21 protein-coding genes and 2 tRNA genes are annotated in these 21,471 nt (G+C 65.7%); 11 read left to right on the top strand and 12 right to left on the bottom strand.

Annotated features, from left to right (window positions below; genetic code table 11):
- Positions 1 to 71: 71 nt before the first annotated feature.
- Entirely contained in the window at positions 72 to 479 is a 408-nt protein-coding gene (locus ACK6C6_RS03330; RefSeq protein WP_027865202.1) for a barstar family protein, read from the bottom strand.
- Positions 480 to 880: 401 nt separating this feature from the next.
- Here ACK6C6_RS03330 and ACK6C6_RS03325 point away from each other — a divergent pair, with 401 nt between their 5' ends.
- From ACK6C6_RS03325 to ACK6C6_RS03290, 8 genes are all read left to right on the top strand, one after another.
- A complete protein-coding gene (locus ACK6C6_RS03325; protein WP_036214580.1) occupies positions 881 to 1,390 on the top strand; it encodes a glycine zipper 2TM domain-containing protein in 510 nt (169 codons plus the stop codon).
- A gap of 105 nt (positions 1,391 to 1,495) precedes the next feature.
- Positions 1,496 to 2,275: a spermidine synthase gene (locus tag ACK6C6_RS03320; RefSeq protein WP_409265891.1), complete on the top strand. Its 780-nt coding sequence runs from the start codon at positions 1,496 to 1,498 to the stop codon at positions 2,273 to 2,275.
- Between the two features lie 191 nt (positions 2,276 to 2,466).
- Complete coding sequence (locus ACK6C6_RS03315) at positions 2,467 to 4,110, top strand: GspE/PulE family protein (protein WP_409267298.1); 1,644 nt, start codon at positions 2,467 to 2,469, stop codon at positions 4,108 to 4,110.
- A gap of 64 nt (positions 4,111 to 4,174) precedes the next feature.
- A tRNA-Lys gene (locus ACK6C6_RS03310) sits at positions 4,175 to 4,250 on the top strand.
- Positions 4,251 to 4,418: 168 nt separating this feature from the next.
- Positions 4,419 to 4,934, top strand: coding sequence for a hypothetical protein (locus ACK6C6_RS03305; protein ID WP_209587690.1), 516 nt, complete (start codon positions 4,419 to 4,421; stop codon positions 4,932 to 4,934).
- A 79-nt stretch (positions 4,935 to 5,013) separates the two neighbouring features.
- Positions 5,014 to 5,089, top strand: a tRNA-Lys gene (locus ACK6C6_RS03300).
- Between the two features lie 63 nt (positions 5,090 to 5,152).
- Complete coding sequence (locus ACK6C6_RS03295; RefSeq protein WP_409265890.1) at positions 5,153 to 5,746, top strand: IMPACT family protein; 594 nt, start codon at positions 5,153 to 5,155, stop codon at positions 5,744 to 5,746.
- 114 nt (positions 5,747 to 5,860) lie between these two features.
- A complete protein-coding gene (locus tag ACK6C6_RS03290) occupies positions 5,861 to 7,030 on the top strand; it encodes an MFS transporter (protein ID WP_409265888.1) in 1,170 nt (389 codons plus the stop codon).
- Positions 7,031 to 7,034: 4 nt separating this feature from the next.
- On the opposite strand, the gene ACK6C6_RS03285 is transcribed toward ACK6C6_RS03290, so the two are convergent.
- The 10 genes from ACK6C6_RS03285 to ACK6C6_RS03240 form a co-directional block, all read right to left on the bottom strand.
- Complete coding sequence (locus ACK6C6_RS03285) at positions 7,035 to 7,976, bottom strand: choice-of-anchor A family protein (protein WP_409265887.1); 942 nt, start codon at positions 7,974 to 7,976, stop codon at positions 7,035 to 7,037.
- Positions 7,977 to 8,088: 112 nt separating this feature from the next.
- Positions 8,089 to 8,907 (bottom strand): HDOD domain-containing protein, encoded by an 819-nt coding sequence (locus ACK6C6_RS03280; RefSeq protein ID WP_409265885.1) that lies wholly within the window; start codon positions 8,905 to 8,907, stop codon positions 8,089 to 8,091.
- A 102-nt stretch (positions 8,908 to 9,009) separates the two neighbouring features.
- Complete coding sequence (locus ACK6C6_RS03275) at positions 9,010 to 9,993, bottom strand: BON domain-containing protein (protein WP_409265884.1); 984 nt, start codon at positions 9,991 to 9,993, stop codon at positions 9,010 to 9,012.
- Between the two features lie 142 nt (positions 9,994 to 10,135).
- Entirely contained in the window at positions 10,136 to 10,831 is a 696-nt protein-coding gene (locus ACK6C6_RS03270; RefSeq protein ID WP_209587685.1) for a hypothetical protein, read from the bottom strand.
- A gap of 103 nt (positions 10,832 to 10,934) precedes the next feature.
- Positions 10,935 to 12,110 (bottom strand): MCP four helix bundle domain-containing protein, encoded by a 1,176-nt coding sequence (locus tag ACK6C6_RS03265; protein ID WP_409265883.1) that lies wholly within the window; start codon positions 12,108 to 12,110, stop codon positions 10,935 to 10,937.
- Positions 12,111 to 12,267: 157 nt separating this feature from the next.
- Entirely contained in the window at positions 12,268 to 13,968 is a 1,701-nt protein-coding gene (locus tag ACK6C6_RS03260) for a dipeptidyl-peptidase 3 family protein (RefSeq protein ID WP_409265882.1), read from the bottom strand.
- A 51-nt stretch (positions 13,969 to 14,019) separates the two neighbouring features.
- Positions 14,020 to 15,072, bottom strand: a complete 1,053-nt coding sequence (locus tag ACK6C6_RS03255) for a WD40/YVTN/BNR-like repeat-containing protein (RefSeq protein ID WP_409265881.1) — start codon at positions 15,070 to 15,072, stop codon at positions 14,020 to 14,022.
- A gap of 69 nt (positions 15,073 to 15,141) precedes the next feature.
- Positions 15,142 to 16,587 carry an efflux transporter outer membrane subunit gene (locus ACK6C6_RS03250; protein WP_409265880.1) on the bottom strand — a complete coding sequence of 482 codons (1,446 nt, stop codon included), beginning with the start codon at positions 16,585 to 16,587 and terminating at the stop codon, positions 15,142 to 15,144.
- A gap of 15 nt (positions 16,588 to 16,602) precedes the next feature.
- Positions 16,603 to 18,207, bottom strand: coding sequence for a DHA2 family efflux MFS transporter permease subunit (locus tag ACK6C6_RS03245; protein WP_409265879.1), 1,605 nt, complete (start codon positions 18,205 to 18,207; stop codon positions 16,603 to 16,605).
- Positions 18,208 to 18,216: 9 nt separating this feature from the next.
- Entirely contained in the window at positions 18,217 to 19,365 is a 1,149-nt protein-coding gene (locus ACK6C6_RS03240) for an HlyD family secretion protein (protein ID WP_409265878.1), read from the bottom strand.
- Positions 19,366 to 19,478: 113 nt separating this feature from the next.
- Between ACK6C6_RS03240 and ACK6C6_RS03235 the strand changes: the two genes are divergently transcribed.
- Both ACK6C6_RS03235 and ACK6C6_RS03230 read left to right on the top strand, forming a co-directional pair.
- The gene (locus ACK6C6_RS03235) at positions 19,479 to 20,132 is read left to right on the top strand and encodes a TetR/AcrR family transcriptional regulator (RefSeq protein WP_409265877.1); all 654 of its coding nucleotides are present in this window, start codon (positions 19,479 to 19,481) and stop codon (positions 20,130 to 20,132) included.
- Between the two features lie 134 nt (positions 20,133 to 20,266).
- A complete protein-coding gene (locus tag ACK6C6_RS03230; protein ID WP_036214543.1) occupies positions 20,267 to 20,452 on the top strand; it encodes a hypothetical protein in 186 nt (61 codons plus the stop codon).
- A 66-nt stretch (positions 20,453 to 20,518) separates the two neighbouring features.
- On the opposite strand, the gene ACK6C6_RS03225 is transcribed toward ACK6C6_RS03230, so the two are convergent.
- Positions 20,519 to 20,839, bottom strand: coding sequence for a hypothetical protein (locus ACK6C6_RS03225; RefSeq protein ID WP_409265876.1), 321 nt, complete (start codon positions 20,837 to 20,839; stop codon positions 20,519 to 20,521).
- A 208-nt stretch (positions 20,840 to 21,047) separates the two neighbouring features.
- Here ACK6C6_RS03225 and ACK6C6_RS03220 point away from each other — a divergent pair, with 208 nt between their 5' ends.
- On the top strand, positions 21,048 to 21,461 hold the full coding sequence (locus ACK6C6_RS03220; protein ID WP_409265875.1) for a DUF2141 domain-containing protein: 414 nt from the start codon (positions 21,048 to 21,050) through the stop codon (positions 21,459 to 21,461).
- Positions 21,462 to 21,471: the final 10 nt, after the last annotated feature.

Here is a 21,471-nt window from a genome sequence, read left to right as displayed (position 1 = left end):
CCGCGCATTGTACCGTATCACCGATGGGCAACCGTCGGCGAGTGGGAGGGGGTTCTGCCAGAGCTTCGGCCTTAGGCCGGGATGGCGAACGAGTAGAATACCCGGAACGGGACCTTCTTTTCGGCCCAGAATTCGGCCGCGTCGCGGAAGACGTCGAGCAGGTTTTCGCGCGCTTCCTTGTCGAATTTTTGCGCGCTTGGCAATTGTTCGAGGACGACGAGGAAACCCGGCTGGGGGCCGGCCTCGGCAACAGTTTCAGTGAGGCACTTACGCAGCGCGTCAAAATTCTTGCTGCAGGGTTTGGGGAAATAAAAGTTTTCGCCGATGCGGGCGCACACCTGCTGCTTGGTCAAGGTGTTGGCACAATGTGCATACAGGAAGTGCTGACCCAGGCGCGCAGCCTCCTGCTGCAGCTCGGCGACGCGGAAGGCGCGGATCGACTGCACAAGATTGGGCGGCACTCTCATCAACAAACTCATTTTTTCCTCAAGTTGACCAGGTCGGTGTGATGTGGGCGTTCACGCACCACATTGCGCGACGGTTGGCATCCGCCGCATTCATCTCTCCCGCTGTTGTTTCCATGCGCCAATAAAAGACCCTTAGTGTGTAAGGGTAACGTTTTGTGGTATTGGAAGCAACCCAAATGTGATTACAGGAATTGCATTTGTAAAAATTAGTATGCGCTCGTCTGTATAAGTTACGCCTTGCACAACAGCCCTGTCATTCTTGCGCGAAGCAGAAAATGCTTGCGTTGCTGTTACATTTTGTTGCCACGTGGATTGGGTTGAGTCCGGCGGATCGGATTACCATAGGAGGCATGAAAGTCCGGTCGGTTCCCTCCCCCCACCAGACTCGTCGATTGCCCACTACGAGGTAGAACATGAACATTCAAGCCAAACTGATCATTGCCGCCATGGGCCTCGCCACGCTGCCGCTGGCCCAGGCCCAGGATTTCGAAGACTTCGGCCGCGTGGTGCGTGTCCAGCCGCGCCTGGAAGAAATCCGGATCCCGCGCCAGGAATGCCGTACCGAATACGTGCAGGTGCCGGTCCAGCAGCAACGCGGCGTCGGCGGCGGCATCGTCGGCGGTGTCGTGGGCGGCCTGCTCGGCAACCAGGTCGGCAGCGGCAGCGGTCGTGTCGCCGCTACGGCGGCCGGCGCCATCGCCGGCGCCATGATCGGCGACCGTTCGGAAAACGCCAACCGCGGCGGCCCGGCCGTGCAGGAACAGGCCGTGCGCCAGTGCCGCACCGTCGACAGCATCGAGTCGCGCACCAACGGCTACGACGTCACCTACGAGTTCCGCGGCCAGACCTACAACACGGTCATGAACCGCGATCCGGGCAACCGCGTGCGCCTGCGCGTCTCGGTCCAGCCGATCGATTATTGATTCCTGCGCCGGCCGCGCGCCGGCAACCCGCAGCGCCTGCCGAAGGCGTGCTTGCGCTGCGGGAACCCCTCCCCCGATAATAGGGCGATTCAACCAGGTTGCCCTATGCTCATCAAACGCAAATCCATCGAACAGGCCGAATCCTCGCGCCGTCCCGCGCGCAAGCCCAAGTTCGCCCCCGTCACCCTGTCCGAACAGGACGGCGTCCGCTACCTTCATTTCGGCACCGAATGGGTGCAGGGCGCGATGCGCATCCGCAAGCCCGACTGGCCGGAGCTGGAATACGCGCAGCAGATGATGGCCTGGATGCTGTTCATCGAATCGCCGCGCGCCATCGCCCAGCTGGGCCTGGGTGCTGCTACCTTGACCAAGTTCTGCTATCGTCAGTTCCCTGACGCGAGCGTTACCGCCGTCGAGCTCAATGAATCGGTGATCAATATCTGCGCCTCGATGTTCAAGCTGCCGCCCAGCGACGAGCGCCTGAACGTGCTGGAAATGGATGCGATGGATTTCGTGCTCGATCCCGCCAACCACGGCGCCTTCGACGTGCTGCAGTGCGACCTGTACGACGCCACCGCGCGCGGCCCAGTGCTGGACACGCCGGAGTTCTACCAGGCCTGCAACGACTGCCTGGCGGACGGCGGCATCATGACCGTCAACCTGTTCGGCGACCATCCGAGCTTTGCCAAGAACCTGAAGGCCATGAAGTTCGCCTTCGAGCACGTGATCTGCCTGCCGGAAGTCCACGACGGCAACGTGGTAGCGCTGTGCTTCAGGAACCGTCCGCAGCTGGACAAGGAAGCGCTCACTCACCGTGCGGCCCAGATCGTGGCAAGCACCAAGCTGCCGGCGAAGTCCTGGGTCAAGGGCATCCTGGCCGCCTGACCCACCTCCACTATCGGGAGCCGAACGTGAACACGCATGCCGTCCCCGCTTCCTCCAAGACGCCGCGCCTGCGGGCGCTCGACCTGCAGTCCATCTTTTCCTGGCTGCTGGCGGACGGCATCGTCACCAAGGAAAACGTCAAGGCGCTGTTCGCGCAGGCACAGGGCATCCTGAAGAATGCCGCCGGATCCATGCATCCGCTCACTGCCGTGGCCCAGTGCAAGCTGGTTTCAAACCTGCCTCCACACCGCCTGCTGACCCTCGACGCGCTGACCGAATGGTGCGCGAGCAAGGTCGGCCTGCCCTTCATCCGTATCGATCCCTTGAGAATCGACTTCACCAAGGTGGCGGACGTGATGTCGGCCAGCTATGCGGCGCGCTTCAATATCCTGCCGGTGGAAATGACCGGCTCGACGCTGGTGGTGGCGACGGCCGACCCGGCCAATGTGGAATGGGAAGCGGAAATCGCCAAGCTATCGCGCCGCAAGATCGAACTGGTGCTGGCCAACCCGCTCGATATCGCGCAGTACATCTCGCAGTTTTTCAGCCTGGCCAAATCGATCCGCGACGCCAACCGCCATACCGGGCAGGACCTGGCGATGCGCAACAATTTCGAGCAGCTGGTCGAGCTGGGCAAATCGAACAAGCAATTCGATGCGAACGACCAGCACATCGTCAACATCGTCGACTGGCTGTGGGGCTATGCCTTCGAACAGCGCGCGTCGGATATTCACCTGGAACCGAAGCGCGAGTTCGCGACCATCCGCTTCCGCATCGACGGCGTGCTGCACCAGGTGTACCAGGTGCCGGCGGTCGTGATGATTGCGATGACGGCGCGCATCAAGCTGCTGGGGCGGATGGACGTGATCGAAAAGCGGCGCCCGCAGGACGGGCGGATCAAGACCCGCACCGCCGGCGGACAGGAAGTCGAACTGCGCCTGTCGACGCTGCCGACGGCCTTCGGCGAAAAGCTGGTGATGCGTATTTTCGATCCGGAAGTGGTCGTCAAGACGCTGCCGGAACTGGGTTTTCCGCCGGACGATGCGGCGCGCTGGGATGCGCTGACCAATCGGCCGCACGGGATCATCCTCGTTACCGGACCAACGGGGTCGGGCAAGACGACGACCTTGTATACGACGCTGAAGGCGCTGGCCACCAGCGAGGTGAACGTGTGCACGGTCGAGGACCCGATCGAGATGGTCGAGGCTTCGTTCAACCAGATGCAGGTACAACCGGGGATCGACTTGTCGTTTGCCGATGGCATACGCGCGCTGATGCGGCAGGATCCGGACATCATCATGGTGGGCGAGATTCGCGATCTGCAGACGGCGGAAATGGCGATCCAGGCGGCGCTGACGGGACATCTGGTGTTCTCTACTCTGCATACGAATGATGCGCCGGCTGCGGTGGTGCGCCTGCTGGAACTCGGGGTGCCGGATTATCTGCTGGAAGCGACCTTGATCGGCGTGATGGCGCAAAGGCTGGTGCGAACGCTTTGCCCCGACTGCAAGGCGCCTGGCGGCGAACTTAGTGACGAGGTGTGGCAGGGCATCGGGGGAGCCTGGAATATTCCGAAGCCGGCCGTGGTGTATCGACCGATCGGGTGTCCGGAGTGCCGGCAGACGGGGTATCGGGGGCGGACCGGTATCTATGAACTCTTGAGCGTGAGCGAAGGGTTTGCGCGCGTGGTGCGGGAATCCGGCGAGATTCAGAAGCTGCGCCAGCAGAGCGTCGTGGATGGGATGAAGCCCCTGCGCATCGCGGGGGCGATGAAGGTGGTCGAGGGCGTGACCACGGCTGACGAGGTGCTGAAGGTGACTGCGGCGCTGGTGTGATTGCTGTCTTGTTCAGGTAGCACTAGCGCAAACCGGAATGCCCGGCTATAATGCTGCCTCTTTCGGGTCGTTAGCTCAGTTGGTAGAGCAGCGGACTTTTAATCCGTTGGTCGCTGGTTCGAGCCCAGCACGGCCTACCAGAATGTGTTGTAGCAAAGAAGGCGTTACGAGTGATCGTGACGCCTTTTTTGTATCTGCGTCAGTCTGCTCCATGCGCGCAACGCGTTTCCGGCCGGCGTGTCGTGCCGCACAGAAGATAAACCGCCGAGGATGCTACAGTTCCCGCACCATCCAATTCGAGGTGTCCGGTGAAATATCTACAGAAAATCAGCAGCCTGGGTTACGTTTTTATCGCCCTGCTGTTCTTCATCTGCGGCTATGGGCTGATCGTGCTTGCCGGCATGGAAATCTGGTCGACCCTGTTTGCTCCCGACAAGGAAACCGTGCAGGAGCGTTTCCAGCTCATCCTGGAATGCGTGGGGCTGCTGACCATCTCCGTTGCCGCCTTCGAACTGGGCCAGACCGTGCTCGAAGAAGAACTGCAGCGCGAAGTGCACGTCAGCTCCCCGACCCGCCTGCGCCGCTTCCTGTCGCGCTTCCTGATCGTGGTGGTGGTATCGCTGGGGGTCGAGTGCCTGATCGGCGTGTTCACCTTCCTGCATACCAAACCCGAACTGCTGCCGCAGGCGGCGTCGATCGGTATCGCCGCGGCCGTGCTGCTGGCGAGCTGGGGCTTGTTCGTGCGCCAGAACGTCGAAGCCGAGAAGCTCGAGCCGGAAGCGATGCACCAGGCGCAGGAGGAAGACAAACACGTCGAAACCTGAATTGTCTTCGTGCCGGCGCAGATTCGCTCAGGAAGTTCTTGGAAAATCGCAAGAGTGCCGCTATAATCTTGGCTTCTTCGGGTCGTTAGCTCAGTTGGTAGAGCAGCGGACTTTTAATCCGTTGGTCGCTGGTTCGAGCCCAGCACGGCCTACCAAAGATTCAGCAAGGAAGGCGTCATGAGCAATCGTGACGCCTTTTTTGTTTTCCGTGTCCTGTCATGCCACAGACCATCGCTTCTCCCGTCCACGTCGAACTCGTCATCAAGAAGAGCCGTTTCATTGCCTGCGTCCAGCCGATGCCGGACAGGGCCGGCGCCCAGCAGGTCGTCGCCAGCCTGCGCGCCGAGCACCCCGGCGCCGCCCACGTATGCTGGGCCCTGCTGGCCGGCGGCCAGTCGGCCGCGGTCGACGACGGCGAACCGAGCGGCACCGCGGGACGCCCCATGCTCGACGTGCTGCGCCACCAGGACCTGGAAGGCGTGCTGGCCACCGTGGTGCGCTACTTCGGCGGGGTCAAGCTGGGTGCGGGCGGCCTGGTGCGCGCCTATACCGACAGCGTGGCGCAAGCCCTCCTGCTGTCGCAGAAGGTGCCGATCATCAAGCTGCAGGTCATGCGCTGCACGGCGCCGTATGCGCTCGAAGGCATGGTGCGGCGCGAACTCGACGCCGCCGGCGCCCACCTGGATGCGGTGGCGCATGGCGACGAAGTCCTGTTCGACTTCAGCCTGCCCGCGCAGGACGCCGGCGCGCTGCGCACCCGGCTCGACAATGCCGGCCACGGCCGCATCGCCTGGCCAGACATCGACGAGTAAGGGTTAGTACGTACTTCATACCAGGCCGCTATACCTGTCATCACGACTCAAAAGCGGACTGGGCGCGCATCAAGCGCTATAGTGGCCGATCCTCCTCGCCACGCGCAGCGCATCTTGATCAAGAAAAGCCTTCTTCCCCTCGCCCTCGGCGGCTTCGGCATCGGCATGACCGAATTCGTCATCATGGGCATCCTGCCCGACATCGCCGGCGGCCTGCAGATCAGCATCCCCCAGGCCGGCTACCTCATCACGGCCTATGCGCTCGGCGTCGTGGTCGGCGCGCCGACCCTGGTAAGCCTGATGGCGCACCGCCCGCCGCGCAGCGTGCTGATCTGGTTCATGCTGATGTTCACGCTGTTCAATGCGATGTCGGCCTTTGCGCCGAACTTCGAAGTGATGATGCTGTCACGCTTCATGGCCGGCCTGCCGCACGGCGCTTTCTTCGGCGTCGGGGCGGTCGTCGCCAGCCGCCTGGCCGACGAGGGCAAGGTGGCCGCCGCATTGGCAACCATGTTCACCGGCCTGACGCTCGCCAACGTCGTGGGTGTGCCGGCGGGAACCTGGCTCGGCCACAACATGAGCTGGCGCGCCGTGTTCCTGGTGGTGGCGGTGATCGGCCTGCTCACCGTGCTGGCCCTGCGCCAGCTGGTGCCTTTCATCGAGGCCAAGGGGCGCACCAGCCTGAAACAGGACCTGCGCATCTTCCGCAGCCCGGCCCTGTGGCTGGCGCTGGCCATCACCTCGATCGGCACCGGCGGCTTCTTCGCCTTCTTCAGCTATATCGCGCCGCTGCTGACCGAAGTCAGCCACTTCAAGCCGTCGACGATCCCGATGGTGATGACCGTGGTCGGCGTCGGCATGACGGTGGGCGTGAACCTGGGCGGCCGCCTGGCCGACCGCGTGCCGCCGCTGCAGGCCATCCTGATCCTGCTGGTCACGATGACGGGCCTGCTGCTGTGCAATGGCCTGTTCGCGAGCTCGCAGGCGGCCATGCTGGTGCTGGCCTTCGCCACCGGCGCCAATGCGCTGGCATTGGGCCCGCCGATCCAGATGCTGCTGATCGAGCACTCGCGCGAAGCGGAAATGCTGGGATCCTCGCTGGGTCAGTCGGGCTTCAATATCGGTAACGCCCTGGGCGCCTTGCTCGGCGGGATTCCGCTGACCCTGGGCTATAGCTATGCTTCGCCGCAATGGGTCGCGGCCGGACTGGCCCTGTCGGGTGTCCTGCTGGCCCTGGCGATGCTGGCGCAGGGCCGGGAGCAGGCGCGCGCCTGCGCCTGCTAAGCGCTCAGGCGGCCAGCCTGGACGCTTGCATGAGGTCCTTGCGGGTCTTCCTGCGGCCGGCCACGGCCATGGCGGCGCCGGCAAGCATCAGCGCCAGCGTGCCCGGTTCCGGCACGTCCGTCATCGGCGGCGCCGCCACGATGTCCCGGAAACCGGCGAGCTCGGTGGGGGCGAAGTAATGCTTGGCATTGACCTGGATGGTCGAGTCCCAGCTGTTCACCACCAGTTGCCCATTGATCACGCCCCAGTTGGCGGTAACGGCCGCCTTGGGCGCCAACACGCTGCCGATGATGCCTTTCAGGTTGAGCGCCATGGCATCCGGAAAATTGAACAGCACGTTGTAGTTGCGTAGCGGTTCGAAGCTGATGCCGCCGTCGTTGAAGGTGGCGGAATTGCCGCTGACGTTGAAGATCAGGGTCTGGCCCGCCACCAAGTTGTCGAGGCTCCAGCTGCTCGAGGTCCGAAACATGTCGGCTGACACGTTGAACACGTCGACACCGCCCTTGCCGCTGCCGCTGACACGCACGCCGCTCCACAGCGTGCTGACGCTGCCGCTTGCATCCAGCTTGGCGAGGTCCTCCGACAGGCTGAGGTAGTAGGCCGAAGCGGCGGCAAAGTCGACCGGGCTGGCGCTTGTGCTTTGCGGCCTGGCGGCATGTTCCAGCGTGGTCTTGCCGCCGGCATAGATCTGGCCATGGTTGATCGAGCCGCTCGACAGCTTGATGTCGCCTTGGGCCACAAGCGCGTGATTGCCGAACGCGGCCTGGCGCTCGGCATTGATCGAGTAGGAAGCGATGTCGACGTTGCCACCGGAGACCACGGCGCCTTCCACGTCGCTGTAGCGCGCTGAAAAATTGCCGAGCGTGTAGATATTCGCCCCGCCCATCATGCTGCCCAGATCGATGACGCCTGCCTCGGCCGTGCCTGCCGACGTGAGTGCTGCCACAACGAGAGCGGTTCTCAACATGATGATTTTAGGAAATATTAGATTCCCTATAGTATCATCAGATTAATCAATTTTCTCGCGTCCTACGACTTATGGAAGAGGACGGGATTCACTAGACCAGCGTGGCGTCGCCCAGCGCCTGGGCGGTCTCGGCCGCTTCGCTGCGCAGGACCTGCAGCGTCGCCGCCTTGAGCGGTCCGGCTTCGGGGTCGTCAAACGGGCTGCTCAGCGGCGAGTCGACCAGCGCATAGCGGTTCGCCAGCAGCAGCGTGTCGAGCAGGGTGTGCGGCATCGGGTTCAGGACGCCGTCGCGCAGTCCGCCGACGGCCTCGGCCACATCGGCGGGAATCGCGAGCTTGCGCATGATCTCCAGGCTGGCCACGTCCTCGACCAGCACGCCCCAGTTCTCGGTATCGTCCTCGAGCAGGCCGGGGAACTCGTCGGCGCGCGACAGCAGGTAGAAGCCGCCGACCTCGTGCACGATGCCCGCGAACAGCGCGGTGTCGGGATCGACTTTGGTGACGTGGCGCGCGATGGCCTGCGCCAGCGCCGCCACCTGGGCGCTGTGGGTCCACAGCTGCTCGGCCTTGGCGCGCAGCACCCGGTCGGCGATGCGGTGGCCGAACTGGCGCACCATCAGCGCCGCCACCAGGCCGCGCAGGCGGCGGTAGCCGATGCGCAGCACGGCCGCCCGCACATTGCTCACCTGGACGGCGCCGGCAGCCCCGTAGGCGGCGGTATTGGCCAGCGCCACGGTGCGCGCGGCCAGCTGCGGTTCGGACAGCACCAGGCGGATCGCTTCGTCCACATGGCAATCCGGATCGTCCAGGGCGAGCTGCAGGCGCAACACGGCATTCACGCTGGTGGGAAAGGTGATGTCCCCACGCGCGGCCTGGGCGGCGATGTATCCGAAGGCTTCGAGTTTGTTCACGGGGGAATTATAACGTCGGTCCGGTCCGGGACCCGCAGGTGTTGTGGCCAAAAAGAAAAAGCCCGCACGGCAGGCGTGCGGGCTCTCGGTCGTGCACGACGATTACTTCACCTTGAGGGTGCTCTTGACGCGGGTGACGCCTTCGACGCCCTTGGCGACCTTCTCGGCACGCGCGGCTTCGGCCTTCGAGTCGACGAAGCCGCTCAGCATGACGACGCCCTTCTCGGTCTCGACCTTCACGGCCAGCGCGCTGGTGTCCTTCTCGGCGGCCAGGCCGGCCTTGACCTTGGCGGTGATCGCCGCATCCGACATGTTGGACGCGGTGCGCGAGCCGGCGCGCTCGGCCGCGTTCTCGGTCTTGTCGCCGGCATTCTCGGCGGCGCGTTCGGTGCGGCCGGTCACCTCGCGGGTCTTGTCGGCCACGTTGCGGCCGGCTTCCTTGGTCTTGTCGACCGCGCCGGCGATGGCGTTACGGGTCTTTTCGCCGGCACGCTCCAGGGCCGTGTCCGGCTTGTCCTTGTTCTCGACCAGGCAGGCGGTCTTGCTGCCCTTCTCTTCGCACTTCTCGACCGCGGCCGACTTCACCGGGTCCTTGGTGTCGGTCGACGCGACCAGGCCGGCGCTGCCGGCGGCGCCCGCGGTGGCGGCGGTGCTGCCGCTGCCGCCGGTGGTGCTGGCGCGGGTGTCGCGCTTGCCGTCGATCTCGGCCAGGGCGGCGGTGCGCACCGACTTGGCGGTGTTCATGCAGCTGTCCTTCTGGTTGCCCTTCATGGCATCGCACTTCTCTTCGGCCAGCTCATACTCGGCCTCGGCCAGCTTGCGGTGTGCGGCATTGAGGCGGTCCGGGGTGTTGTCGTACTTTTGCGCAGCGGCCAGTTCGGCTTTGGCGCGGGCGACGTCGGCCTGCTCTTCGCAGACGTCTTCCTTGGTCAGGGCATCGCACTTGTCCTTGGCAACGTCATGCTCTTTCTCGATCTTCTGCATGGCCGCGCGGTAGCCGGCGGCGTCGGACTGGGCAAAAGCGGGAGCAGCGGCGATGGTGGCGCCGGCAACGGAGGCCAGCAGGGTGGCGAGGAGTCGGTTCATGATGTGTCCCTTGTGGTAGGTTGTTGTGATGACATCATTAGACGCCCTACACCCGACAACATCTGTGCGACAACGTACACTCGTCCGCTCAGCGTCCAATTGGCGGCCCCGACTGTTGCTGCGAGGCCGCGCGCAACAGGGTTCACTCGGCGGCCAGCAGGCCTTCGCGCCAGAGCCCGTCGACGTCATCGAAGGGCGTCTCGGCCTTGCCGAACGCGGCGGCGTCGCCCGCCAGGCGCACCCAGACGCGGGTGTCGTGGCCGCTGCGCGGCACCGCCACCTTGGCGCGCACGCCGGACAGCCAGCGGTACACGTGCGCGTACTGGTCCGGATTGTTGTGCCGGATCCAGGCCAGCGCCGCCAGGTCGGCGAAGCCTTCTTCGCGGCGGGTCTCGCGCATGGCCTTCGACGCCGCCAGCAGCGAGGCGTCAAGGGCGCGCTCGTCGCCCACCTCGACGAAGCCGGCAGGCAATTCATGCCAGACGCCCTGCACATAGCGCCAGCAGTGCGCGATCTCGTGCGCCGCCATGGCTTCGATCAGCACCCCCTGCTGCGCCTCCGGAATGCCGGCCAGCACGGTCTCGGCGTCGGGGTTGTTGCGCAGGGACATGACCAGCTTGCAGCGGCCCTTGTCGAAACCCATGGCCAGCGGCACGTCGCCAGGACGCGGCTGGGGCTGGACGGTGATGTCGAGGGGAAGCTTGAGTTGCTGGGAGTAGGCCAGCACCGGTCCGGCGGCGCTGAGCCAGCGCTTTTCCAGTGCGGTCAGCTCGGCGGCACGCAGGTCGGGCGCCGCCGTGAGGGCGCAGACCGCGGCGAGGATCAGGGGCTTGAACACGAGAATTCTCCCAAGGACGATGAAATGCCTATCGGCAATTCTAGCCCGTGAGAAAGGCCGTCTTTCGGGATTATTTTTCTCTGTGTCGAGAACGATAAACTTGTCAGTTTTGCTTCGGCGGCTCGGCGTCGCCACCCGGCAGCACCGGGGCAACCATGGCCGCAAGACGCTGCGCCTCGGCTTCCATGGCGGCGGCGGCAGTCGATGCCTGCAGCAGGGCCGTGGTGCGGCGCGAGCTTTCGGTCTGGGCTCTAGCCTGGCCCTCTTCCAGGCCGATCGCAGAGGTCACCGCCGTGACGCGCGCCACGGCATTGGCGATCGCCTGCAGGGCGCCGGCGTCTTCCATGTGGGCCACCGGACTGCCGACCAGGTCGCGGATATCCTTCACCACCGCGCTCGAACGCAGCGCCAGCGCCTGCAGTTCCTGCACCACGGCGGTCTGCTCTTCGTCGTGCTCGCCGGTGCGCAGCGCCTGCACCGCGGCGTCGAGCGCCAGGATGTTGGCGCGGAAGGCCAGGCCGTCGATGGCGCCGACGATGTCGTCGACACGCTTCGGCGCGGCTTCCTCCGGCGCGGCCGGGGCCGCTTCATCCACGTCGGGCAGCGCTTCCTTCTCACGCGGCAGCCCGCGCACGACATACCAGGTGCCCGCCACGGCCGCCGCCACGGCGCCGGCGCACAGCAGCACGAGCCACTGCGCGAATCCGGACGCCAGCTCGCGCGCCGAGGCCATGTCGTCGGCCGCGAGCTTCTGCTCGAGCTCGATGAAGCGGTTCAGGCTGGCGAGCCAGTCCACGAAAGCCGGCGCCGCCTGCTGCGACAGCAAGCTGGCCGCCTCGCGCGTTTCTCCCAGCGCGTGCAGGGCGATCACACGGTCGACCAGCGCACGGGTGCGGCGCTCCTGTTCCTTGATGGCGGCCAGGGCCTCGCGTTCCGCGGGCAGGATGCCCGGCAGTTCATGGAACAGCGCGTTCAGCGGGGAAGCGGCGCGTGCATAGGCATCGGCCAGGGTCTTGAGACGGGCGATCGGAGCTGCGGCGGCAACGGAATCGGGGGCCAGGGCAACGTCGCGCAGGGCGATCGCACGATCGTGCACGCTGCTGCGCAGTTCGAAGGCGTAGCGCAGCTTGATGCCGCTGACGTCGTCGATGCGGAACAGCATCTGCTCGATCTGCCCCGCGCGCGCTGCGGCCAGCACGGAGAGCGCGATCATCAGGAGGATCACGGCGCCGTAGCCGATGGCCAGCCGCGCGCCGGTGGTAAGGGGCTTCGTCGTCATGTCTGTCTTTCTGCAGCCTGGGAATTTCCCCCAAGCAATGCAGCGACTATAACATGCTCCCTGTATGGATTGACGAAGCTTTCAGTTTAGTCTAAGTAAAACTGGCGGCACTGTTGCGTCCATGCCAATCGCGCCGCCAGTTCGATCGCTTGCCGCCTTACTTCGTCAGCGATGCTGCGGTGACGAAGTTCGGACGGATGTCGTTCGGCACGCTCGACTTGAGGCGGTCGAGCGCCTTCTGCACTTCCGGACGGATTACCACGTACTTCGCCATCATCGCCTTGGCGGCCTCGTAGTCGCCGGTGGCCTCGATGGTCAGGAAATCGCGGTCGAGGTCGGCGACCGCGCCCTTGATCTTCTTGAAGTCCACCGAGAAGCTGCCGTCGCTATTGGCCACGAAAGCTCCCTTGTCGAGCAGGTAGTTCATCTGGATCGCCATGCCGCGCGCGTGCGAGGAAGTCAGGCCGAAATGCAGGGTGCGGAAGGCGGAGGCCAGGAAGGTGTTGTACAGCTTGCGCTCGGCTGAGCTCCCCTGCCCCAGCGTGTCCTTCAGCAGGCCCTTGTCCATCATGTAGCCCAGCGCCCACAGGCCGGTGATGTCGGCCTTGGCTTCCTCGATGGTCGAGTAGGTGTCCTTCAGGTCCTGGCGCGGGGTCGATTCCTTGCCGTTCTTCTTGGTCGTGTGCGGGCCGAGGCCGTGCATGATCTCGTGCGCCAGGATGTGGGTGAAGAAGGAGTCGAAATCGAGGTCCTTCTGGTCTTGCGCACGCAGCACCAGCTTCGAGATGGGCTTGAGGGTCGATTCGAACTTCGCTTCCTGCACGTTCTTGAGCATCACGCGCTTGGAGCCGCGCTCGCGGATCACGCGCTCGTCGTTCGGCAGGTTGTAGGCGGCGGTCTGCACGCCCATGTTGCCGTCGCCGGCGCCGAATACCTGATTGACCACCACCATCGGGGCGATCGCGCCGACCTTCGGGTTGCGGTACTGCTTGGCCAGCGGCAGGTTGTCTTCCAGCTCCTGCAGGTGCTTGCCGAAGAAGGCCAGCTTCTGCGTTTCCTTCTGGTCGCGGATGCTCACATAGGCTTCGAAGGCGGCCTTGTAGCCGAACAGCTCGTCGTTATAGGTCTCGTACGGGCCAATCGTGACGTCGACCGGCGAATCCAGGTCCATCCAGGCAAAGTCCGAGGCCAGGTAGTCGTTGGACAGGAAAGCATCGGCGCGCAGCGTCAGGAATTTCTTGAGCGAGGCGTTGTCGGTGAGCGCAGCGGCTTCGCGCAGCAGCTTGGCCAGCTTCTCGAGGTCCGGGCGGTATTCGTCCGAATACTTCACGGTGCGGAACTTGCCGTCCGGACCGGTACGGATGACGGTGAAGAACCACTGCGCGTCGGCCTTCTGGGCGGCGGGCAAGCCGTTCATCCAGCCCTCCAGCGCTTCCTTGCTCGCGTTCTCCGGGTAGAAGTTGGCGCCCAGCGGCTTCTTGGCCGGGATCTTGATGCCGGCATATTCGGCGGGCATGAAGGACCCGTTGTCGTCGAGGCTGGACCATGGGCCCTTGTTCAGCCAGAAGGCGTTCTGGCGCGCGCGGCCGAGTTCCGAATTGTCCTTCTGCAAGGCGGCCCACAGGGCTTCGTTGCCGGCCCAGCGCTGGCGCAGCTGCAGGGTGTCGATGATCTTGGCCGCTTCGATCAGCTTGGCCATGGCGGCGCGGTCGCCTTTCGAGAGCTTCGAGGTGTCGGCCTTCAGCTCGGCCGGTGCGAAGCGCTTGGCCATAGTGCTCAGTTGGGCGACCGTGGCGGGTTCGGCATAAGCGCTGCCGATGGCAGCAAACAACACGAGAGGAGCGAGGAATTTCTTCATGGTGTCTCTAGTCAAATAGTTGTAGTCCGGCGATTGTAATCGCTTGTCCCGTCATTGCCCTTGTTGGGCGTCCAGCCGGGGACCCGTGTACTGCATCAGCAAGCCTTTCGGCCCCACCGCCCAACCCTGCGCCGGGCCGGCGAAACCGACCGTGTTCATCGGCGTCTTGTCGAGCTCCTTCCAGGTGCGGCCGGCGTCCGGCGAGTAGCCCGATCCGGCCAGGCCGGCGGCCACCAGCGCGCGCGGCGCGCCGGGTACCGGCACCACCACCGACATGTAGCCCGCGGGCGCCACCTCTACCGGCGTCCAGCTGGCGCCGCCGTCGACGGTATAGGCGCCGTTGATGCCGGCCATGCGGGTTTCCTTGTAATCGCCGCCGGCCGCGAAACCTTCTTTCTGGTTCAGGAAGGCCACCGAAAACACGCCGCGCGCGGCGGCACCGGCCGGAATCGGGATCGACGACACGCGCCAGGTCTTGCCTCGATCACGGGAGTGGAAGACGCGCGAGCTGGCGCTGCCGCCGGTGGCGATCCAGGCGTCGCCCGTGCCTGCCACCGTAATGCAGGTGCCGCTGGCGGCAAAGGCGCCCTCGTTCGGCATGGCCTCCAGCCCCTTGGCGGCGACTTCCTGCCAGCTGCGGCCGCCGTCGCCGGTGGTGTAGACCTGGAAGCTGCCCTTGACCGGATCGCCGAACAGGATGCCGTTGTCCTTGTCCCAGAAGGCCATCGCGTCCCAGAAGCCCTCGGCCACCGCGTTCGTGGTGACCAAGGCCCAGGTCGCGCCGCCGTCCTCGGTACGATAGATGCGCGAGGCCGCGCCGGGACCCGCCCCCATCACGACGGCCGTCCTGGCGTCGAAAGCGTGGATGTCGCGGAAGTCGATCTTGTCTGCATCCGGCACCTGCATCGCCTGCCAGGCCTTGCCGTCGACGGTGCGCAGGACGGTGCCCTTGGCGCCGCTGGCCCAGGCGACCTTGCTGCTCACGACGGACAGGCCGCGCAATTCGGCGCCGGTGCCGCTCGGGACGGGTTGCCAGGATTGGGCGGAGGCTGCGCTGGACGCCAGGAGGGCGGCGATGAGCAGGGCACGTGCGGGCAGGGACATGGGTGCGGATCCTCGTATGGTTGAGTATCCGCCCATTGTAGCCTGCCGCTGTGGCCCTGCAAGCCGGGCTTAGATGCCGGGTTTCGCGATCGTGGCGAGCGCCTCGCCCTGCTCCCAGCCGCCGCCGAGCGCGCGCGCCACGGCCACGGTGGCCAGCAGGCGCTGGGTGCGGATCTGCGCCGCCGCCCGGTCCGCCGCCAGGGCGTTGCGCTGGGCATCGGTCACGTCGAGGTAGGTCGACACGCCGCGCTCGTAGCGCGCCTGCGCCACCAGCAGGGCGCGCGCCGCCGCCTGCTGGGACTGCGCCTGCACCTCGCCCTGCTGCTGGCGCTGCTGGACGTCGGACAGCGCGTCTTCCACTTCGCGCAGCGCGGTCAACAGGCGCGTCTGGTGATTCGCCACCGCTTCCTCGTAGCGCGCTTTGGACAGCGCCAGGTTGGCGCGGTTGCGGCCGCCGTCGAATACCGGCAGCGACAACGCCAGCGGACCGATCGAGAACTGGCGCGCACCGCCGCTGGCGATGTCGCGCAGGTGTTCGGAGGCGAAGCCGAAGTTCGAGGTCAGCGAAAGCGACGGATAGAAGGCGCCTTCTGCCACGCCCACCTGCGCGTTGGCCGCCTTCAGCTGGGCCACGCTGGCGGCCAGGTCGGGACGTTGCTTCAGGAGGCTGGCTGGCAGGCCGACCGGAATGCTGGGGGGCAGCGGCAGCTGTGCGCCGGCGCTGTCGGCCAGCACGGGTTGGCTCGGCGAAGCGCCCACCAGCGTGGCCAGCGCGTGCTCGACCGCATTGCGCTGGCGCTGCACCTCGTGCAGGTCGGCTTCGGCATTGGCGCGCTCGATGCGGGCGCGCGAGACGTCCAGCTCGTTTGACAGGCCGGCCTTGAAGCGCGCTTCCACCAGGTCTTGCGCTTCGCGGCGGGCGTCCAACGCCCCCCGCAGGATCGCCAGCTCGGCGTCCAGGCCGCGCAGCTGCCAGTAGGACTGGGCCACCTGGCTCGAGAGCATCAGGAGCACGCCGTCGCGATCAATCTGGGCCGCCAGCGCCCCGGCGTCGGCCGCTTCCACCACGCGGCGGACGCGGCCCCACAGGTCCAGTTCATACGAAAGCGAGGCGCCGACGCTGAAGTTGTTGCCTTCGATCGAGCGCCCGCCCAGGGCGATGCCTTGCGCGGTCTCGGCCGAGGTACGCGAATTCGACACGCCCGCGCTCACCGCGACATTCGGCGCCTGGCCGGCGCGCACCACGCCCAGCTGGGCCTGGGCCTGCAGCAGGCGCTGCGCCGCGGCCTGCACGCCGGGGTTGTCGCGCAGGGCGCGCGCCTCCAGGCTGTCCAGGGTGGCGTCGCCGAACACGGTCCACCACTGGGCCGGCAGGCGCGCCGCCTCATTCGTGGCGCTGGCATGCCGGTAGGCCGCGTCGGCTGCGCCGGCGGGCGCCTTGAAGTCGGGGCCGACGGTGGCGCAGCCGCCCAGGGCCGCGGCCAGCGCGGAGACAAGTACAAGCTTCTTCAACATTTCATTCTCTCTCTATCAGTGTGCGCCCGAGGCGCCGCCCGGCGACTTGACCTTGTCCGCCAGCCAGATCGCGGCGATGCAGCCCAGCAGCACCACGCCGATGATCAGGAAGCCGTCGTTGTAGGCCATCACGTAGGACTCGCGCCGCACGATGCGATCGACCACGGCCAGCGCCTGGCTGGCGGCCGTCGCGGGGTCCATGCCATTGGCAATGAAACCCTGGGTCAGCGCATCCAGGCGTGCCTGGGTCGCCGGGGCATAGCTCGACACCGCCTCGCCCAGGCGCGCCGAGTGGAAGTGCTCGCGCACCGTCAGCGCCGTGGCCAGCAGGGCGATGCCGATCGAGCCGCCCAGGTTGCGGGTCATGTTGAACAGGCTCGAGGCCGAGGGCATGTCCTTCGGCGCCAGGCCCTGCATCGCGAAGTTCGACAGGGTCAGCATCACGAAAGGCTGGCCGATCGCGCGGATCACCTGGGTCACCATCAGCTGGTCATAGCCTGTGGTCGCGTCCATGAAGGCGTTCATCAGGCAGGAGCCGCCGAACAGCAGCAGGCCGAAGGAACACAGGATGCGGTTGTCCACTTTCGAGGACAGCGCCGCCGCGAAGGGCATCACCAGCAGCTGCGGCAGGCCGACCCAGGCGATCACTTCGCCGATCTGCATCGGCGTATAGCCCGCGATCTGGCCGAGGTACAGCGGCAGCAGGAACGAGGACCCGTACAAACCCATGCCGGTCACCGCCGACAGCACGGTCGCCACCAGGAAGTTGCGCTGGCCGTAGAGGCGCAGGTTCACGAAGGGATCGGGTCTGGTAAAGCTCACCGCCACCCAGCCCAGGATGCCCACCAGCGACAGCGAAGCGAAGGTGACGATGAAGGAGGACTCGAACCAGTCCTTCGAATTGCCCTCTTCCAGGAAGATGGTCAGGCAGGCCAGGCCCATGGCCATCAGGCCGATGCCGAGCCAGTCGGCGTTCACCAGCGCCTTGAGGTTCGTCTTTTCGCGGTCCATGCCGTACACCAGGCCGGCGATCAGGAGCACGCCCGGCACCCAGTTGATGTAGAAGATCGAGGGCCAGCCGTAGATCTCGGACAGGTAGCCGCCCAGGGTCGGGCCCATGGCCGGCGCCAGGGTGGCGGTGAGGCCGAAGATCGCCATGCCGACCGCGCGCTTGGAAGCGGGCAGGCGCGTCATGACGAGGGTCATCGCCATCGGGATCAGGGCGCCGCCGGTGAAGCCCTGCAGCATGCGGAACACGATCATGCTTTCCAGGTTCCAGGCCGCGCCGCACAGGGTCGAGAACAGCAGGAACAGCGCCGTGGTGCCGATCATGTAGGCGCGCGCACCCAAGGCGCGCGTGAACAGCGCCGTCATCGGGATCACGACGATCTCGGCGCACAGGTAGGCGGTCGAGATCCACGAGCCCTCTTCCTGGGTGGCCGACAGCGAACCGAGGATGTCGCGCAGCGAGGAGTTGGTGATCTGGATGTCGAGCACCGCCATGAAGGCGCCCAGCATGCCGGCGGCCACCGCGATCCAGGTGCGCGCGTCGATGCGGGCGCCGTTGGCCGGCGCTCCCGGCATCGCGCCAGGAGGAGCGGCCTTGGTGAGGCTGGTCATCGTCTTTCCTTAGTGGGCGACGGCCGCGGTCTGGCGATCCGAACCGCGGGCCACCTTCTGGCCGAGTTCCACTTCGGCGATGACCGACATGCCCGGCACCAGGCGGCCGGCGTACTTCTTCACGTCCGCCGGGTCGAGCACGATCTTGACCGGCACGCGCTGGACGATCTTGGTGAAGTTGCCGGTCGCGTTATCGGCCGGCAGCAGCGCGAACTGGTTGCCCGAGGCCGGCGAGAAGCTGTGCACCCGGCCCACCAGGTGCTTGCCCGGCAGCGCGTCGACTTCGAGCGAGACCTGCTGGCCCGGCTCCAGGCCCGCCAGCTGGGTTTCCTTGAAGTTGGCGGTGACCCAGACTTCGTCCTCGACCACGGCCAGCAGTTGCTGGCCCGGCTGCACGCGGGCGCCGACTTCGACGCTGCGCTTGCCCACGCGCCCCGGCACCGGCGCGACGATCCGGTTGTAGGCCAGCTGCTGCTGGGCGTCCTTGAGCTGGGCCTGCAGCACCTTGACCTGGGCCTTCAGCACGTCGCGCCCGGCGCTGGCTGCGGCCACCTGGGCCTGGGCGGCGCCGGCGCTGTCGCGGCGCGCCGCCACATCGGCGACGGCAGCGGCACGCGCGGCGCTGGACGCATCGACCTCCGCCTTCGACACCGCCTTCATGGTCTCGTTGTAGAGCTGGCCGAAGCGCTCGGCATCCTGGCGCGCGCGCACCAGCTGGGCCTCGGCCTGCCTGACCTGGGCGCCGGCCGCGGCGGCCTGGGCGCGCACCTGCGTCACCTGGGCGTCGGCCTGGGCAATCTGCTGCTCCACGCTGGCGATCTGCGCCTCGATCTGTTCGACGCGCACGTGGTGGTCGGCCGGGTCCAGCTCGGCAATCACCTCGCCTGCCTTGACAAGCTGGTTGTCGTCCACCAGCACGCGCGTGACCACGCCGGCCACGCGGCTCGATACCGGGTGCACCCGGCCGGTGACGTAGGCGTTCTCGGTTTCCACATAATGCTGGCTGCGATACCACATGCGCCCGCCTGCCCCGAGGGCCAGCACGGCGATCAGCCCCACCACGCCCAGCACGCGCTTGTTGGGCGGCGCCTTGCCCGGTGCCGCGGGGGTCTGGACAGCCTGCTGCATAGCCGGGGCCGAGGTGTGCGATTCTGCCATGGGGTCAAACTCCGATAAAAATGAAATGGGTCATGCGCATTATTTGCCAGTGTTCGGCCGAAGTCAAGAAATGAAACGGTTGCATTTCATTTTTATTGGATTAGAATGAAGCCATGACGAAAGCCACCAGTCCCGTTTCCGCTACTCCGACCAAGTCCGCCGGCCGCCCCAAGGCCTCGGAGGTCGAAGCACGCACCCAGGAACTGATCGACGCCGCCGGCTGCCTGTTCATCAAGCACGGCTACGCCGGCGTGAGCCTGGAAGCCATCGCGCGCGAGGCGCGGGTGGCGGTGCGTACCATCTACGTGAAATTCGGCGGCAAGGCCGGCCTGCTCAAGGCCGTGCTGCAGGCGCGGCGCGAGCGCTTCTTCCCGGTCGGGAAAATGGATGTCGACCAGCGCCCGGTCCGCGAGGTCATCGACGAATTCGCCGGCTATTTTTACGACATGCTGTGCGAGCCGGACGCCATGATCATGCAGCGCGTGGTGATGGCGGAAGCCAGCACCAATCCCGAGCTGGCCGAGACCTTTTATGAGGCGGGGCCGCGCATGACGCGCGAGATGCTCGAACGGTATTTCGCCCGGCCGGACGTGCGTGCCCAGCTGCGTCCCGATGTGCCGGTCGCCCTGCTGCCCGCGCACCTGATCGCCTGCGTCAACGGCGACCCGGTGGTGCGCTATCTCTTCCCCGAGCGCGAGCCTGCGCGCGCGGAAGCGCGGCGTATGCTTGCCGAACGTTTAGAGTTGTTTTACCGCAGCATTTTTTGACCATATGGTCAACAATGGGTCTGTGCGTCATCGCACCGACCTTGGACAAGCTTTTATGACAATCTGACATCCTTATTAATGGAGGATGTCATGAACAATAAAACGACAGCGGCTGTTCGCCGCGAGGAGGAAGCATGAGCAAGTCTTCCCGTTACGAATGGCGCGACCAGCAGGCTGCCCTGCAGGAGCGTATGAAGGGATTCCTGCAAAATCCGAACAACGAACAGCTGGAAGCGGTCGTTAAGGAAATGCGTGCCTACGCAGCTGCCGCACAATCCGGCAGCATCGATATTCCGCAGCGCTTCATCGCGTTCACCTGAACAAGCCGACACCGAAAGCCGCCCCGCGCAAGCCGGGCGGCTTTTTTTTGTCCAGGCCGCGGGGCTTCAGCCGGCCATGGCCGGGGCCGGCGTCCCTTGCGCCTGGGGTTCGAAGTCGAACAGCCGGCTCAGGCAATACACCTTGCGCGGCGCACGATGGCGTTCGTGGATCTCGCGGGTCATCACTTCGACCCGGCGCGGCTGGAGCGACAGCTGGCGTGGGTCGATGTAATCCGGCGTCCCTTCCATGAAGCGCGCCGCAAGCTGCTGGGTAATGGTGCCGTGAACAAGATGCTGCTCCCCATGGACCGTGGTCCTGAGCTCGAAGCAGCGCGTTTCGGGCAGGACGAATATCGTCCCGACATATTCATTGCCGTACTCGACCATGGCACTCCCCTGTAGCTTGACACGCAACCGGCGGCAAGTGGCTCGCCGCCACACGTTCCCATCATAGCAAGTACATACGGCAGCGCGCCGCGCAATTCGCGCCATGCGGATGCAATTCGCGCCGCACCGCTGCAGCTTCGTCGCAAGCACGGGCGCGGCCCCGGCCGCTTCCCCAGAATGAGCCATCAACCCACTCATGGAGACCGTCATGCAAGCCATCCGTATCGCAGCCGCCCTCGTCCTCCTCCTTTCCGGCGCCGCCAGCGCCGCCGATCTCACGCTGCGCATCGAGGACGTCAAGTCCGCGCAAGGAAGCATCATGGTCGCGCTCTATGATTCGGCCGACAGCTTCCTGAAGCGCCCGGCCAGGGCTGCCCGGCTGGCTGCCGCGGCCGGCGCGGTAGACCTGGTGATCAAGGACTTGCCGGCGGGCGAATACGGCATCGCCCTGTTTCACGATGCCAACGACAACGGCAAGATGGACAGCAACGCCATGGGCATCCCGTCGGAAGACCACGCTTTCAGCAACAATGCCCTCGGCACCATGGGACCACCAACATTCTCGCAGGTGAAATTCAGCCTGCCGCCGGCCGGCGCCACCGCCACCATCAGCCTGCGCTGAAGGAGCCGCC

This window comes from Massilia sp. BHUDP2, assembly GCF_046236355.1.
GTDB classification, from domain to species: domain Bacteria; phylum Pseudomonadota; class Gammaproteobacteria; order Burkholderiales; family Burkholderiaceae_D; genus Telluria; species Telluria varians.
The sequence above is the reverse complement of the archived record's forward strand: the minus strand, read 5'-3'. Positions and strand labels throughout refer to the sequence as shown.

Excerpts from the sequence above, each read along its gene's own strand:
- ACK6C6_RS03230 (WP_036214543.1), top strand. The coding sequence starts at position 20,267 with ATGAGCAAGTCTTCCCGTTACGAATGGCGCGACCAGCAGGCTGCCCTG.
- ACK6C6_RS03235 (WP_409265877.1), top strand. The coding sequence starts at position 19,479 with ATGACGAAAGCCACCAGTCCCGTTTCCGCTACTCCGACCAAGTCCGCC.
- ACK6C6_RS03260 (WP_409265882.1), bottom strand. The coding sequence starts at position 13,968 with ATGAAGAAATTCCTCGCTCCTCTCGTGTTGTTTGCTGCCATCGGCAGC.
- ACK6C6_RS03320 (WP_409265891.1), top strand. The coding sequence starts at position 1,496 with ATGCTCATCAAACGCAAATCCATCGAACAGGCCGAATCCTCGCGCCGT.
- ACK6C6_RS03240 (WP_409265878.1), bottom strand. The coding sequence starts at position 19,365 with ATGGCAGAATCGCACACCTCGGCCCCGGCTATGCAGCAGGCTGTCCAG.
- ACK6C6_RS03220 (WP_409265875.1), top strand. The coding sequence starts at position 21,048 with ATGCAAGCCATCCGTATCGCAGCCGCCCTCGTCCTCCTCCTTTCCGGC.
- ACK6C6_RS03275 (WP_409265884.1), bottom strand. The coding sequence starts at position 9,993 with ATGAACCGACTCCTCGCCACCCTGCTGGCCTCCGTTGCCGGCGCCACC.
- ACK6C6_RS03225 (WP_409265876.1), bottom strand. The coding sequence starts at position 20,839 with ATGGTCGAGTACGGCAATGAATATGTCGGGACGATATTCGTCCTGCCC.
- ACK6C6_RS03245 (WP_409265879.1), bottom strand. The coding sequence starts at position 18,207 with ATGACCAGCCTCACCAAGGCCGCTCCTCCTGGCGCGATGCCGGGAGCG.
- ACK6C6_RS03325 (WP_036214580.1), top strand. The coding sequence starts at position 881 with ATGAACATTCAAGCCAAACTGATCATTGCCGCCATGGGCCTCGCCACG.
- ACK6C6_RS03295 (WP_409265890.1), top strand. The coding sequence starts at position 5,153 with ATGCCACAGACCATCGCTTCTCCCGTCCACGTCGAACTCGTCATCAAG.
- ACK6C6_RS03330 (WP_027865202.1), bottom strand. The coding sequence starts at position 479 with ATGAGTTTGTTGATGAGAGTGCCGCCCAATCTTGTGCAGTCGATCCGC.
- ACK6C6_RS03250 (WP_409265880.1), bottom strand. The coding sequence starts at position 16,587 with ATGTTGAAGAAGCTTGTACTTGTCTCCGCGCTGGCCGCGGCCCTGGGC.
- ACK6C6_RS03265 (WP_409265883.1), bottom strand. The coding sequence starts at position 12,110 with ATGACGACGAAGCCCCTTACCACCGGCGCGCGGCTGGCCATCGGCTAC.
- ACK6C6_RS03255 (WP_409265881.1), bottom strand. The coding sequence starts at position 15,072 with ATGTCCCTGCCCGCACGTGCCCTGCTCATCGCCGCCCTCCTGGCGTCC.
- ACK6C6_RS03315 (WP_409267298.1), top strand. The coding sequence starts at position 2,467 with ATGCATCCGCTCACTGCCGTGGCCCAGTGCAAGCTGGTTTCAAACCTG.